The sequence below is a fragment of the Pseudomonas sp. MF08831 genome (assembly GCF_059862645.1).
Map to the genome: position 1 here is coordinate 115752 of NZ_JCBCUX010000011.1, position 16360 is coordinate 132111.

The following is a 16360-nucleotide window of genomic DNA, read 5'->3' on the forward strand; positions in this document are numbered from 1 at the left end:
GCCCAGCCCCTCTTTTCACTCTCCGGGAAGTACTTATGACCGACCCCAAACGCAGCGCCTTCAAGGGTCTGCTCGCCTTGCTCAGGCCCTTTCGTACCATCGTGACGATCTCCGTCGCACTCGGCATGGTGGGCGGCCTGGCCATTACCTTGCTGCTGGCCACCATCAATAACGCGCTGCATTCGGTCAACGGCATGACCCAAGGCGTGGTCCTGACCTTTGCGGCGCTGTGCGTACTGGCGCTGATCAGCTCGATCATTTCCGACATCGGCACCAACTATGTCGGGCAACGCATCATCGCCGCCTTGCGCAAGGATCTGGGCGAGAAAGTGCTGTCGGCACCCATCGGCCAGATCGAGCGCTACCGCTCGCACCGGCTGATCCCGGTGCTGACCCACGACGTCGACACCATCAGCGATTTTTCTTTCGCCTTCACGCCACTGGCCATCGCCGCCACGGTGACCCTCGGTTGCCTGGGCTACCTAGCCTACCTGTCGGTGCCGATGTTCCTGATGATGGTGGTGGCGATCATCATCGGCAGCGCCGTGCAATTCATTGCCGGCGGCAAAGGCATCCAGGGCTTTGACCTGGCGCGCAGCCATGAAGATGAATTGCAGCGCTACTACAACGCGATCGCTTCCGGCGCCAAGGAACTGCGCATGCACCGCCCACGGCGCTATCGCATGAATACCCATCGCATCCAGGAAACCGCCGACCGCATCAGCGATATCCAAGTGCGTTCGGTCAACATTTATATCCTCGCCAAGACGTTCGGCTCGATGCTGTTCTTCGTGGTAATCGGCCTGGCCCTGGCGATGCAGGCCTACAATCCGAACCCTGACCCGACCGTGATCACCGGCTTCGTGCTGGTGCTGCTCTACATGAAGGGCCCGCTGGAACACCTGCTGGGCTACTTGCCGGTGGTGGGCAAGGCCAAGATCGCCTTTGGCCGGATCAGCGAGCTGTCGGAGCGCTTCTCCTCCCCCGAACCGCACCTGCTGATGGATGACAGCGAAGCGCCAAAACCGGTAGTCAACAGCCTGGAACTGCGCGGCGTGAGCTACAGCCCACCGGCGATTGAAGGCAGCGAACCGTTCCACCTGGGGCCGATCAACCTGAGCATCAAGCAAGGCGATATCGTGTTTATCGTCGGCGAGAACGGCAGCGGCAAGACCACCTTGATCAAACTGCTGCTGGGCTTGTATCCGCCCCAGGCGGGCGAGATTCGCCTGAACGGCGAGGCCGTCACCGACCCCGAGCGCGATGACTATCGCCAACTCTTCACGACGATCTTCTCCGACTACTACCTGTTCGACGACCTGGTGCAGGGCAGCGCCACCCAGTCACTGGACAGCGCCGCCAAATACCTGGAACGCCTGGAAATCGCGCACAAGGTCAGCGTGAAAGACGGCGTATTCAGCACCACCGACCTGTCCACCGGCCAGCGCAAGCGCCTGGCACTGGTCAACGCCTGGCTCGAAGAACGCCCGGTGCTGGTGTTCGACGAATGGGCCGCCGACCAGGACCCGGCTTTCCGCCGGATTTTCTACACCGAGCTGCTGCCGGACCTCAAGCGCCTGGGCAAAACCATCATTGTGATCAGCCACGACGACCGCTATTTCGACATCGCCGACCAATTGGTGCGACTGCGCGCCGGCCAGGTGCTGCACGAAATGGAACCGGCCTGAAATTTATTTTCCGGTTTTTCCAAGTAGGAACGTCTCACTAGTGGTAATGAGAATAATACTCAATAGATACCTATAACTTGCCCACTTAAACATAGAAGAGAAAGCATCCATGCCAGCAAGACTCGGTCTCAGCCCCCTGAGCAAAGCGCTATCCATGCGCCGGGCCCTGAACATCAATCTTCTTCCGAGCGCCTTGGCCCTGGCGATATCGCTGCCGGTTGCAGGTTATGCGCAGGCACAGGAGATCGAGCTGGATATTCCCGCACAGTCGCTGGGGAGCGCCTTGCAGGAATTTGGCCGCCAGACCAATGTGCAAGTGCTGTACAGCCCAAGCGATGTGCAGGGCAAAAGCAGCCGTGCGGTCAAGGGCAAGATGGAGCCGCAGCGGGCCATTGATACGTTGTTGGGCGGAACTCAGACCACTCACAGCTTCAACGGCAACTCGCTGACCGTGACCGCTGCCGGTACATCCGCAGCGCTGGAATTGAGCCCGACCGAGGTAACCGGCAATACCTTGGGCAACATCACCGAGGATTCCGGTTCCTATACGCCGGGCACCATTGCCACGGCAACCCGCTTGACCCTGACGCCACGGCAAACCCCGCAGTCAATCACGGTGATCACCCGCCAGCACATCGAAGACTTCGGCCTCAATAACGTCGACGACGTGATGCGTCACACGCCGGGCATCACCGTGTCAGCCTACGACAGCGACCGCACCAACTACTATTCCCGTGGTTTTTCGGTCAACAGCTTCCAGTACGACGGCATTCCGTCCACCGTGCGCAACGTTGGCTATTCGGCAGGTAACACCCTGAGCGACATGGCGATCTACGACCGCGTCGAAATTCTCAAGGGCGCCACCGGCCTGCTCAACGGTGCCGGTTCCCTGGGCGCGACCATCAACCTGATTCGCAAGAAGCCCACCTCGGAATTCAAAGGCCATGTGCAACTGGGCGCAGGTTCCTGGGACAACTACCGCAGCGAAGTGGACGTCAGCGGTCCGTTGACCGACAGCGGGAATGTCCGTGGTCGCGCAGTGGCGGCGTACCAGGACAAGAATTCCTTCATGGACCACTACTCACGCAAGACCGAAACCTACTACGGCATCACCGAATTCGACCTGTCCCCCGACACCATGCTGACCGTGGGCTTCGACTATCAGGACAGCATTCCACAAGGCACCAGTTGGTCGGGTTCCTTCCCGTTGGTGAAATACGACGGCAGCATCAACAAGATGCCGCGCTCCTACAACAACGGCACTACCTGGAGCTCATGGGAGCAAAACACCCGCACCGCCTTTGCCATGCTCGAGCATGACCTGGGCGACGGCTGGGTCACCAAGTTCCAACTCGATCATAAGATCAACAGCTACCATGCCGACCTCGGTTCGATCCAGTTCGTTGAACCACAAGCCGATGGCACAGCGTCGATCAACGGGCAGAAATACACCGGAGAAACCAAAAGCACCTCGGCCGATCTGTATGCCACCGGGCCATTCAGTCTGTTCGGTCGTGACCATGAACTGGTCGTAGGTGGCTCGATCGGCACCTCGCGCTGGCAGGGCAAAGGCTATTGGTCGCCGGACTGGCCAGGCGGCAACAAAGTGGATTTCTACAACTGGAATGGCAAGCTCGCCAAACCAATCTACGGCCCGGTCCAGCAGTACACCGACGACACCATTCGTCAAACCGGCTACTACGTGACCACACGCTTGAACGTGATGGATGACCTGAACGTGATCCTCGGTGGCCGCGTTGCCAACTACCACGTCACCGGCAACAACCCGTCCTACAAGGAAACCGGACGGTTCATCCCGTACGCGGGTGTGATCTATGACCTGAACGACAATTTCTCGGTGTACACCAGCTATACCGATATTTTCCAACCTCAGGAAAGCACCTATAAAGATCGCAACAAAACGCTGCTGGAGCCGGACGAAGGGCAAAACTACGAGGTGGGCTTGAAGGGCGAGTTCTTTGAAGGCCGTTTGAACACCAGCCTTGCGTATTTCGAGGTGCATGAGACCAATCGCGCTATTCCGGACGATGCCTACAACAACCAATCGCCTTCCCCGGAAAACTATGCGTTCAAGGGCTCCAAGGCCGTCACCAAAGGCTACGAAGCAGAGATCTCCGGTGAGTTGAGCCCAGGCTGGCAACTGCAGGGCGGTTACACCCACAAAATCGTACGCGACGAAGACGGCAAGAAAATCTCCACCTTCGAGCCAGAGCATCAGGTCAACCTGAACACCACCTACAAACTCAAGGGCGCTCTGGACAAGTTCACCGTCGGTGGCGGTGTACGCTGGCAAACCAAGGCCTGGAATGAGATCTGGAACCAGCCGCTCAATAAAAACCAGGACATCACCCAGTCGTCCTATACAGTGGTCGACCTGATGACCCGCTACCAGGTCACCAAGAACCTTTCGGCGACCGTCAACCTCAACAATATCTTCGACACCACCTACTACACTAACGTGGGCTTTTATAACTCGGCAGCCTATGGCGAGCCGCGTAACGTGATGTTCAGCACTCGCTGGGACTTCTGATTAAATGCACTGATCGCCCCAGGCGATCAACCCAACGCCCGATGAAAGCGCCGCTCTCATCGGGCTTTTTTATGCCTGTGTATTAAGGCCATGCTCGGTCAACTGTGGGAGCTGGCTTGCCTGCGATGGCATCGACTGGATGCCTGATACTCCGAGGTGCATGCATCGCAGGCAAGCCGCTCCCACAGAAAGGCATGCCTGCCCGACCTGAAATCCAGCACAAAAAAACCCGGATCAATGATCCGGGTTGATTCGTACGTTGCCCTCCTTACTCCATGGCGGCCACCAGGCTGTTGATGAACGCGGCGCTGTCGATAATGCCGTCATGATCGGTGTCGATCATCACCGAACGCTCGATGCGCCCCTGCCCAATCACCTTCGCCATGTTCTGTTCGATCAGGTTTTTGAACTGCCCCGCGCGGCTCAACGAGGCCCACCAGCAACTGACCGGCGCCTGGACCGGCTTGAAGTCCGCCGCTTCCAGGCGTTCGCTCAACGCACGGTCAACCTCCCAGGAAATCTGCGCCTCGTTGCCACGCAGCAACTCTTCCTTGATGCTGGTAAAACCTTCACCCAAATGTTGCTCTGCCCAAGCCACGAACGCATGCCATTGCCCGTCTTCATCCGCTGCCTGACGCAGGCACTCCTGCCACGCACCCTCAATCTGCTCGGCAAACGCCGGGAACATGACCCCAAGCAACGCCGCACGGCGTTCATTGGCGGATGCCTCGCGCCCCTCCTCGATGATCACCGCGTCCCAATACGGCTTGAGCCACTGCGGCGGCGCCGAATCGATCCAGCCGACAAACTCTACCTCACGCCCTGCTTGCTCCAGCGCGTAGGCGACTTCCATCGCCAGGTTGCCGCCCAGCGACCAACCGGCCAGGCGATAGGCACCCTGTGGCTGTGCTGCCAATAACTGCGCGGCGTAATCGTCAACCATCGCCTGCCACTCAGGCACCGACGCGCCCTCTTCCACCAGCGCACGGCAGATCACCCCGTACACCGGGCGTTGCTCGCGCAGCGCCAGGGCGATCGCGGTGTAGCAATGCACCGAACCAAAGCTTGGGTGGAACATGAACAGCGGCGTACCCTGGGTCTGGCTGTTGAGCTTGACGATCAACTCGCTGCGCGCATCGCCCTGCAGGCAATTAACCTGCCCGCGCACGGTTGGGTTGAGCATCAATTGGCTGACAGACAGGTTGACCCCGCTGACCTGCCGGATGCGTTCCTTGAGCAACAGCACGCGCAAGGAGTGGCCGCCCAACTCGAAGAAGTTGTCATTCAACCCCACCCGCTCAACACCCAGCACCTCGCTCCAGATCGCTGCTACCTGTTGCTCAATCTCGCTGTGCGGCGCCTGGTATTGCTCTGCGCCGTTGGCTTCAGGCTTGGGCAGCGCCTTGCGATCCAGTTTGCCATTCGGGCTCAGCGGCATCTGCTCAAGCACGACCCACTGCGCGGGTACCATGTAGTCCGGCAAGTGCGCAGACAAGTGCGTGCCGACCACGGTTTTCCAATCCTCACTCGGCGCCTGCAATACCACGTAACCCACCAAATGCGTGCCGTCCACGGCCAGCACCGCCGCTTCACGCACGCACTCATGCTCCAGCAGACGCGCCTCGATTTCACCCAACTCGATGCGCAGCCCACGCAGTTTGACCTGATGGTCGATGCGGCCCGCGTACTCGATCACACCGTCGTCGCGATAGCGCGCCAGGTCGCCAGTGCGGTACAGCCGCTCTCCACTGCCGAAGGGGTCAGTCACAAAACGTTCAGCGGTCAACGCCGGCCGACGGTGATAACCCCGCGCCAGGCCAATACCGCCCAGGTACAACTCGCCCAACACGCCCACCGGCGCCGGCTCCAGGTTGCCGTCCAGCACGTAGCAGCCCAGGTTGGCGATGGGCCGGCCAATCGGCACGGCATCACTGCCTTCCTCGACACAGGTCCAGTGGGTCACATCAATCGCGGCTTCCGTCGGCCCGTACAGGTTGTACAACCGGGCAGCGGGCAGCTTGGCAAAAACCTGTTGCTGCGCGTCGACCGGCAATGCTTCGCCGCTGCACACAATGCGTTGCAGGCTCTGGCAAGAGCCGACCGCCGTGTCCTGCAAGAAGGCTTGCAGCATGGACGGCACAAAGTGCAGCGTGGTGACCTGCTCGTCGTTGATCAAGCTGACCAACCGGGCCGGATCGCGATGATCCCCCGGCGCCGCCACCACCAGGCGCGCGCCGGTCATCAGTGGCCAGAAGAACTCCCACACCGACACGTCAAAACTGAACGGGGTTTTCTGCAGCACCGTATCGCCGCCATCCAGGCTGTATGCCTGCTGCATCCAGCAGAGTCGATTGGTCAGTGCCGAATGCCGATTGCCAGCGCCCTTGGGCTGCCCGGTCGAGCCCGAGGTGTAGATCACATACGCCAGGTTCTCGCCATCCACTGCGACATCAGGATTGTGCTCGCTGTAACCTTCAAGCCATGCTTCGCCGGTCTCCAGCACCAGGCTTTGCACGCCTGTCGGGAGCGGCAGTTGCGCCAACAAATGTGCCTGGGTCAGCAGCAGATTCACGCCGCTGTCTTGCAGCATGTAGCTGAGTCGGTCACGCGGGTATTCCGGGTCCAGCGGCACATAGGCGCCGCCGGCCTTGAGCACGGCCAACAGGCCGACGACCAGCTCGATGGAGCGCTCCACCGCCAGCCCCACCAGCACGTCCGGCCCGACACCCGCCGCCACTAAACGATGCGCCAGGCGGTTGGCACGACGGTTAAGTTCGGCGTAGCTCAACTGCTGCCCGGCAAAGGCCAGGGCCGGGGCGTGCGGCGTACGTAGCACCTGGGCCTCAATCAACTGATGCACGCCCTGATGCAGCGGGTAAGTCTGAGCCGTGGCGTTCCAGGCCAGCAACGTCTCACGCTCGGCCTGAGTCACGGACGGCAGTGCGGCCAGGCGTTGGTCGGCATCGACGATCAAGGCGTTCAATAACTGCTGAAAGTGCTCGGCCAAGCGCTGGATATGTGCGGCGCTGAAAGCTTGCCGATCATAGTTGAACTCAAGCCCGAGGCTGTCGCCCATGCCCAGCAGCACGGTCAACGGATAGTGCGTCTGCTCCAGGCTGTGCACCGCACCAAAGCGCAGGCCCGACGGCGCGCCTTGCTCCAACGCCTCGGAAACCGGGTAGTTCTCGAATACCAGGATGCTGTCGAACAGCGCCTCGCCACCCAACCCGGCCCAGCGCTGGATCTCGAACAGCGGCGTTTGTTCCTGCTCGCGCAAGCGCACGTTCTGCGCCTGGATCTGTTGCAGCCACTGGCTGACCGACAGCTGCGCTTCAGGCGTGGCCACCACAGGCAGCGTGTTGATGAACAAACCGACTTGCTGCTCGATACCGCGCAGCTCGGCCGGGCGACCCGCCACGGTAGCGCCGAAGGCCACGGTCGCCTGCCCGGTGTGATGTTGCAGCAGCAATAACCAGGCAGCTTGCACCAAGGTATTGAGGGTAACCTTGTTGCTTTGCGCGAACGCTTTGAGGCGTTCGGTGTGAGCGGCGTCAAAGCTCAGGCGATGTTCACCATTGGCCGCCACCGCAGCAGGCTCATCGCTCGACAGGCCAGGTGCCAGACGCGTAGGCGCCTGCAGATTAACCAGTTGAGCTTTCCAGAAGGCTTCGCTGACGGCCTTGTCCTGCGCCTGCAACCAGGCAATGTAGTCGCGGTAACGCCCGGTCGGTGCAGACAGCGGCTCGCCGGCATAGTGTTGCAACACCTCACCAAACAGCTGCGAACCACTCCAGCCATCCATCAGGATGTGGTGATTGGTGTAGATCAAGTGGTAACTCGACGCACCCGTGCGTACCACCGACAGGTTCAACAGCGGCGCCTGCTCCACTACAAATCCCTGGGCGCGTGCCGATTCGGCCAGGTTGTCGAGTGCCATAGGGCAATCGGCGCGGTCCTGCCAATCAAGCACCTCAAGCGGCATTCGTCGCTGCTTGTAGACCACCTGCAACGGTTGCTCCACATCGGTCTGCCAGAGGAAGCCGCTGCGCAGGATTTCATGCCGGTCAACCGCCGCCTGCCAGGCCTGGCGGAAGCGCGGTACATCCAAACCGTCCACATCGATGCGCATCTGGTTGATGTAATCGCCCGACCCTTCGCCATACAACGACTGGAACAACATACCTTGCTGCATCGGCGACAATGGGTACAGGTCTTCAACCTCAGATACGGCAAGCGGCAACGCATCCAGTTGAACTTGCGACAGGCGCGCCAGCGGGAAGTCCGACGGCGTCACGCCCTGATTGGCCGCAGCACAGCAGTGTTCGATCAAGGCTTTGAGTTCCAACGCGTACTCATCAGCCAGCTGTTGCACGGTTGCTTGGGCGAACATGGCCTGGCTGAAACTCCAGTTCAACTTCAGCTCGCCGCCGTACACCTGGCCATTGATTTCCAACCAGTTGCCCAGCGGCGCATCAAGGCTTTGTTCGGCGCCACTGGCGTCACCGGAAGGCGCGAACAAGCCCTCCTGTTCGCCGCTCTCGAAGCTGGCGTCGAACTGTCCCAGGTAATTGAACGTGATACGCGGGCGCGGCAAGCCCGCCAATGCCTGTTGCGCCTCGGCACTGCCCAGGTAACGCAAGGCGCCAAAGCCCAGGCCTTTGTCCGGTACCGCGCGCAGCTGTTCCTTGATCTGCTTGAGCGAACCCGCCAGGGAGTCGGTCGGTGCCAATTGCAATGGATAAAGGCTGGTAAACCACCCAACGGTGCGAGTCAGGTCGATGTCGTCGAACAGGTCCTCACGGCCGTGGCCTTCCAGGCGGATCAGCATCGACGCATCACCGGTCCAGCGCACAATAACGCGCGCCAAAGCGGTCAGCAGCACGTCATTGATCTGGGTCCGGTAGGCACTTGGAGCGTCTTGCAACAAGCGCCGGGTAAACCCTTGATCCAAGTGCGTCGTCACGCTCAGGGCATGCCGGTTACTGACACTGGTCTGCGGGTCAGCGCCCGGCAAACCAGTGCGGCTGCCCTGCAACTGCGACTGCCACCACGCCAACTCCTCGGCCAGTGCCGCAGTGCCGGCGTACGCTTGCAAACGCTCGGCCCAGGCGCGGGTGGAACTGGTCTTGGCCGGCAGCACCACGCTGACGCCTTCGATCAGTTGGCGGTAAGCGGTTTGCAGGTCTTCCAACAGGATGCGCCAGGACACACCATCCACCACCAAGTGATGGATCACCAACAATAAGCGTTGCGAGCCGTCGGCCATGTCCACCAACACCGCGCGCAGCAGCGGGCCTTGGCTCAGGTCGAGGCTGCGCTGGGCTTCTTCGCCCAGGGCCTCAAGCTCTTCGACGGTGTTCAGCGTGGTCTGCCACAGCACCTGTTCGGCCTGATGCTGCTGTGCAGTTCGATACACCGCATGCCAGCCGTCTGCACCTTGGACAAACCTGGTGCGCAGGGCGTCGTGATGCACGATCAACGCCTCAAGTGCTGCCAACAGCAAAGGCACCTCCAACCGTTGGTGCGGCTGCAGCACCACCGACTGGTTCCAGTGCTCGCGCTGCGGGATGTCATCGGCAAAAAACGCGTGCTGGATCGGCAGCAACAATAACTCGCCGGTCAGCGCCGACTGATCCAGCACCACTGCGCCCTCACCTTCCCGGGCGACGGCCGCCAGGCTCTGCACCGTCTGGTGCTGGAACAGGTCCTTGGGCGTGAAGCGCACACCCGCTTGGCGGGCGCGGCTGACCACCTGGATCGAAATGATCGAGTCGCCGCCCAGTTCGAAGAAGTTGTCATGCAAGCCAACGCGCGGCAGGCGCAGCACGTCGGACCAGATCGCAGCGATTTTCTGCTCCAGGTCACTCTGTGGCGCGACATACACTTGCTGCATCTGGCTCACGTCCGGCAACGGCAAGCCTTTGCGGTCCAGCTTGCCGTTGGGGGTCAGCGGCATGCGTGGCAGGAACATCAGGTGCGTGGGCACCATGTAATCCGGCAGGCGGGTTTTCAAGGCGCGGCGCAGCGCTTCGCGGCCGTTCGATTGCGCCACGGCGTCGTCGATCAGCGCCGGGTCCAACGGCACCACATAGGCGACCAATTGCTTGCCGGATGGGCCCTCCTGAGCCACCACCACGGTTTCACCGACACTGTCCTGCTCGCGCAGACGGGCTTCGATTTCACCCAATTCGATACGGAAACCACGGATCTTCACCTGATGGTCGACACGGCCCAGATAGTCCACCACGCCATCCGGGCGACCACGGGTCAAGTCGCCGCTGCGGTACACACGGCTGCCGGGTTTGCCGAACGGGTCCGGTACGAAACGCTCGGCGGTCAGTGCCGGGCGCTCCAGGTAACCTCGGGCGACGCCTTCGCCGCCGAGGTACAGCTCACCCGCGACGCCGATGGGTTGCAGGTTGAGCTGCGCGTCCAATACGTAACCGCTGCGGTTGCCCAACAACGTACCAATCGGTGCGTAGACGGCGCCGCAAGGGTCACCCCTGCGGGCCTTCCACAGCAGCGGCGTCACCACGGTTTCGGTCGGGCCGTAGCCATTGAACAAGTAGGTTGGTTTCAGCGCACGCCAGGCCAGGTCATAGCTGGCCTGCGCCACCGCGTCACCGCCAAAGCAATAGACGCGCACTGCGGGTGGGTTGCCGTCGCGCTCGGCGTGCTCGGCCAGTTGCTGCAGATAAACGGGCGGGAACACGGCCATCGTCACGTTGTGGCGATGCATTTGGGCGTAGGTGTATTCCGGCAGCCACAGGCTGTCGTCGCGAATCAGTACGCTGGCGCCGTTGATCAGCGGGTGCATCCAGCCTTCGTGGGAACCATCGAAGGCAAACGACATGAAGTGCAGTTCGCAATCCGCCGGGCTGGTTTCGTAGCGCTCGCCGGTCGCAATGATATGCGCCACCAACGGACCGTGGGACACCGCCACGCCCTTCGGCATGCCGGTGGAACCGGAGGTATAAATCACGTAGGCCAGGTTGTCGCCGTCCAGTACAACCTGTGGAGCGCTGTCGTCAGCGTCGGCCCAGGCTTCGGTCTGATCAACGGCAAGTGCTTCCAGGCCTTCGGGAATCGGCAATCGCTGCTGCACCGCCGAATGCGTCAGCAACAGTTTGGCGCGGCTGTCTTGCATCATGTACAACAGGCGATCGCGCGGGTATTCCACGTCCAACGGTACGTAGACGCCACCGGATTTCATCACCGCCAGAAACGCCACCATGATCTCGGCACTGCGCGGCATGGCGATGGCCACGCGCACTTCCGGCCCCACACCTCGGGCGATCAACGCATGCGCCAGGCGGTTGGCCTGGCCATCGAGTTCACCATACGTCAGGGTCTGCAAATCGAATTTCACGGCCACGGCATTCGGGTTTTCCCGCGCACGGTCGGCGACCAATTCGTGTACCAGGCGTTTGGCCGAGAAGCCCGAATCGGCGCAGTTCCACAGGTGCAGAATCTGTTGCTGCTCGGCACTGTCCAACAGCGGCAATTGGCTGAGGCTTTGCTGCGGGTTGGCGACCATGCCCTGCAACAGGTTCTGCCAATGGCGAGCCATACGTTGCACGGTGCCGGCCTCAAACAAATCCTGGGCATACCCCAGTGTGGCCCAGATACCCTCGTTGGATTCCTGAATATCCAGGTCCAGATCGAAGTGCGCGGTCTTGCTCTCCCAGTCGAGTCCTTCTACCCGCAACTGCGGCAGTTGGTGCTGGACCTGGGCCTGGCCGACATCGGTCTGGTGGTTGAACATCACCTGGAACAACGGGTTGTGGCTCAGGCTGCGCTCCGGTTGCAAGGCTTCGACCAGTTGCTCGAACGGCAGGTCCTGATGCGCCTGGGCATCCAGCGCGCGCTGGCGCGTGTGCTGCAATAACTGCTCGACGCTCATCTGGCCATGCAGGTCGGCCTTGAGCACTTGCGTGTTAACGAAGAAGCCAATCAGGCGCTCGGTCTCGCTGCGGTTGCGGTTGGCAATCGGCACGCCGACGCGGATTTCTTCCTGGCCACTGTAGCGGTGCAGCAAAGTCTGGAACGACGCCAGCAACAGCATGAACAGCGTCACACCTTGCTGCTGGGCCAATGCCTTGAGGTCATGGGCCAGTGTCGGCGCCAGCTCGATAGGCAGGCGTGCGCCACGATGGCTCTGCACGGCCGGGCGTGGGTGGTCGAAGGGCAACTCCAGCACACTCTGCTCACCGCCCAGTACCTCGCGCCAGTACGCCAGTTGGCGCGCTTTCTCGCCCGCGTCCATCCAGTTGCGTTGCCATACGGCGTAGTCAGCGTACTGAATCGGCAACGCCGGCAATTGCACGCCCTGCCCTTGGCTGTATGCGGCGTAAAGTTGTACCAGTTCCTCCACCACCCGCTGCATCGACCAACCATCGGACACGATGTGATGCTGAACCAGCACCAGCACATGTTCGTCAGCAGCCAGACGCAGCAGCGTCACGCGCAGCAACGGCCCCTGTTGCAGGTCGAACGGCTGGGCGATTTCAGCTTCTACGCGCGCCTTGAGTTGAGCTTCCTCGACGTCGCCGCACACGATCTGTACCGACGCCAGCGGGTCAATCACCTGCACTGCGCCGTCGTGGGTCTGGCGCACATGCGTGCGCAGGCTTTCATGCCGTGCCAGCAACGTGTCGAAACTGCGCTGCAGCGCCGCCGTGTCCAACTGCCCTTTCAGGCGCAAAGCGCTGGGCACGTGATACGCAGCGCTTTGCGGCTCCAGCTGCCAGAGGAACCACTGGCGCTCCTGGGCATACGATAAAGGCAGCGGCTGATCACGCCCCACCGGCACCAGCGCCGGCGCCTTTGGCGCGTTCGGGGAATGGGCTTCAATAGCGGCGACAAAACCGTCCAGGCGCGGCTGCTCGAACAGAGCCTTGAGCGGCACTTCCAGGTTCAGCGCCTGCCGAAGGCGCGAGACCACCTGCATCGCCAGTAACGAATGCCCGCCCAGCTCGAAGAAGTGCTGAGTCAGCCCGACCCGCTCGGTGCCCAGGATGTCTGCCCAGATCGCCGCAACCTGCTGTTGCAGGGCGGTAACCGGCGCTTGCCAATCGGCTTGCGCCGACGTGGCATCGGGTTTGGGCAAGGCCTGGCGGTCCAGCTTGCCATTGGGGTTCAACGGCATGCGCGCGAGGAAGATCAGGTGCGCCGGCACCATGTAATCCGGCAATTGCTCGCGCAGGCTGGCCTTGAGTTGCTCACCGGCAGCCAACTGTTCTTGCTCGGCCAGCGGTTGCGTCGGCACCACATAGGCCAGCAGTTGATTGTCAGCCGCCAGCAACAGCGTTTCGCGCACGCCGGCCTGGGCCAGCAGCAGCGCTTCGATTTCACCCAACTCGATACGGAAACCACGGATTTTTACTTGATGGTCAACCCGCCCCACGTACTCAATCACCCCATCGGCGCGACAGCGTGCCAGGTCACCGGTGCGGTACAGACGCTGGCCCGAGCGGCCGAATGGGTCGGCCACAAAACGTTCTGCGGTCAGCGCAGGTTGCTGCAGATAAGCACGCGCCAGGCCGCTTTCACTGGCGATATACAGCTCACCCACGGCACCGGCCGGCAGCAGGTTCAAATCGCGATCGAGCACATACAGACCACGCCCCGCCAGCGCGTGGCCGATAGGGCTGGCGCTGGCACCGATCACGGTGGTGGCGTCGCTGCAGTCCAACACACTGGACACTACGGTCGCCTCGGTAGGCCCGTAGGTATTGAGCAGGCGTACATGCCCAAGCCCCGCGTGACGCCACAGCGCCGGGCCATCCAACGGCATGGCTTCGCCGCCGATATGCACCTGGCGCAACGCGCCGTAAGCGCGCGAGCCGGCCACCAGGCAATCCTGCAAGAACAGTTTCCAGTAGGCCGTGGGCAAGTCGGCCAGGGTGATGCCCTGAGCGATAATCTGCCGGTACAGCTCGGCGCCGTCCCACAGCTGCGGGCCACGCAAAACCACGGTGGCTCCGAGGGTCAGCGCCGGGTACAACTGCTCGACGAAACCGTCGAAGTTCAGGGTCGCGAACTGCAATACCCGGTCATCCGGGGTCAGGCACGAGTAGTCGGCGGCCATGCGCGCGAACTCACTCAAGGCGCCATGGTCGATGGCCACGCCCTTGGGTTTACCGGTAGAGCCCGAGGTGTAAATAACGTACGCCAGGCTGCACGGCTCGAAGTCGAGCCCCGGGTTGTACTCGGCGCACTGCGCCAGTTGCGCATCAGCCAAATCGATGTCCAGGGCCAACAACTGCTCAGGCAACGGCAGGCGTTCACGCAGTGACGACTGGGTCAACACCAGGCGTACGCCGCTGTCTTCGAGCATGTGTGCCAGGCGCTCACGCGGGTATTGAGGGTCGAGAGGCACGTAGGCGCCGCCTGCCTTGAGCACCGCCAGCAGGCTCACCACCATGGCAAACGAGCGCTCCACAGCAACGCCCACCAGCACGTCCGGCCCGACGCCCTGGGCGATCAAGTAGTGGGCCAGGCGGTTGGCCTGACGGTTCAATTGGCCATAGCTGATGGCCTGCTCATCCAGCGCCAACGCCTGGCGCTCAGGGTTCTGCTGGGCCTGAGCCTCAAACAACTGATGCACCGCGTGCAGTTCGATACCGGTAGCCGGCGCGTTCCAATCCTCAAGGACCACCGCGTGTTCGGCCGCGCCGAGCATCACGACATCACTGAGGCGGCTGTGAGGTGCACTCACCACCGCGCTCAGCAAGTTCTGCCAGTGCTGAGCCAGACGCTCTATCGTTGCAGCGTTGAACAGGTCGGTGGCGTAGGTCAGTGCCGCCCAAATGCCTTCTGCGGATTCATGGGTGTCCAGGCTCAGGTCGAAGTGCGTGGTCTGGCTGTCCCAGTCCAATTCCGAGACGCGCAGGCCCGGCAATTGCTGCCCCTCGCGCCCGCCCTGGGCGTCGGTCTGGTGGTTGAACATCACCTGGAACAATGGGTTGTGGCTCAGGCTGCGCTCGGGCTGCAAAGCCACCACCAGTTGTTCAAAGGGCAGGTCCTGATGCGCCTGGGCTTCCAGCGAGCGACGCTTGGTCTGCTGCAGCAATTCGACGAAACTCATCTGCCCGTCAAGGTCAGCTTTGAGCACCTGGGTGTTGACGAAAAAGCCGATCAACCGCTCCGTCTCGACACGATTGCGGTTGGCAATCGGCACGCCGACGCGGATATCCGACTGCCCGCTGTAGCGGTAGAGCAAGGTCTGGAACGCAGCCAGCAACAACATGAACGGGGTCGCGCCCTCATGCTGCGCAAGGCGCTTGATACCGCTGACCAATGCCGGTGGCAAATCTACCTGCAAGCTGGCGCCGCGATGGCTTTGTTGCGCCGGTCGCGGGTGGTCGAGGGGCAATTCCAGCACGGGTTGCTCGCCGCCCAGCAGTGCCTGCCAGTAAGCCAATTGACGGGCTTTCTCCCCCGCTTCCATCCAGCCGCGCTGCCACAGGGCGTAGTCAGCATACTGGATCGGCAGGTCCGGCAATTTCAGGGTTAGGCCCTGGCTGCAGGCGGCATAGAGTTGCACGAGCTCATCGACCATGACCTGCATCGACCAGCCATCGGAAATGATGTGGTGCTGCACCATCACCAGCACATGCTCATCGTCGGCCAGTTGCAGCAGCGTCACGCGCAACAACGGTGCCTGGAGCAGATCGAAAGGCCGCGCGACCTCGGCTTCCACCTGCGCCATCACGTGCTGTTCGTCTGTACGCACCTGCACGATTTCGATGCGAGCCTCAGGCATCACGGCCTGCAACAACTGCTCACCGTCCTGCACCAAGCGGGTACGCAGGCTTTCGTGGCGCGCCACCAAACGGTCGAAACTGTGTTGCAGCGCCACCAGGTCCAACTGGCCTTGCAGGCGCAGCGCGCCAGGGATGTGATAGGTGGCGCTGTCAGGGTCCAACTGCCAGAGGAACCACTGGCGTTCCTGAGCGTAAGACAAGGGCAGTGCCTGGACCTCGTGGCGGGTCGGGGCAATCGGCAGTTGCGCGAAGCTCATGCCACGCGCTTGCAGGCGCTGATAAAACTGCTGACGTTGTTCAAGCGGCAGGCGAAGAAAGCGCGAGACCAGATCGATATTAGGGTTGGAAAGCAT

General features: G+C 61.6%; 3 protein-coding genes. 2 read left to right on the forward strand and 1 reads right to left on the reverse strand.

The window, feature by feature from the left end:
* Positions 1-35: 35 nt before the first annotated feature.
* The gene (locus tag AC19YS_RS21970) at positions 36-1688 is read left to right on the forward strand and encodes a cyclic peptide export ABC transporter (RefSeq protein WP_106579725.1); all 1653 of its coding nucleotides are present in this window, start codon (positions 36-38) and stop codon (positions 1686-1688) included.
* Between the two features lie 109 nt (positions 1689-1797).
* Positions 1798-4239, forward strand: coding sequence for a TonB-dependent siderophore receptor (locus tag AC19YS_RS21975; protein WP_200623730.1), 2442 nt, complete (start codon positions 1798-1800; stop codon positions 4237-4239).
* Positions 4240-4507: 268 nt separating this feature from the next.
* On the opposite strand, the gene AC19YS_RS21980 is transcribed toward AC19YS_RS21975, so the two are convergent.
* The gene (locus AC19YS_RS21980) at positions 4508-16360 is read right to left on the reverse strand and encodes a non-ribosomal peptide synthase/polyketide synthase (protein WP_500602658.1); all 11853 of its coding nucleotides are present in this window, start codon (positions 16358-16360) and stop codon (positions 4508-4510) included.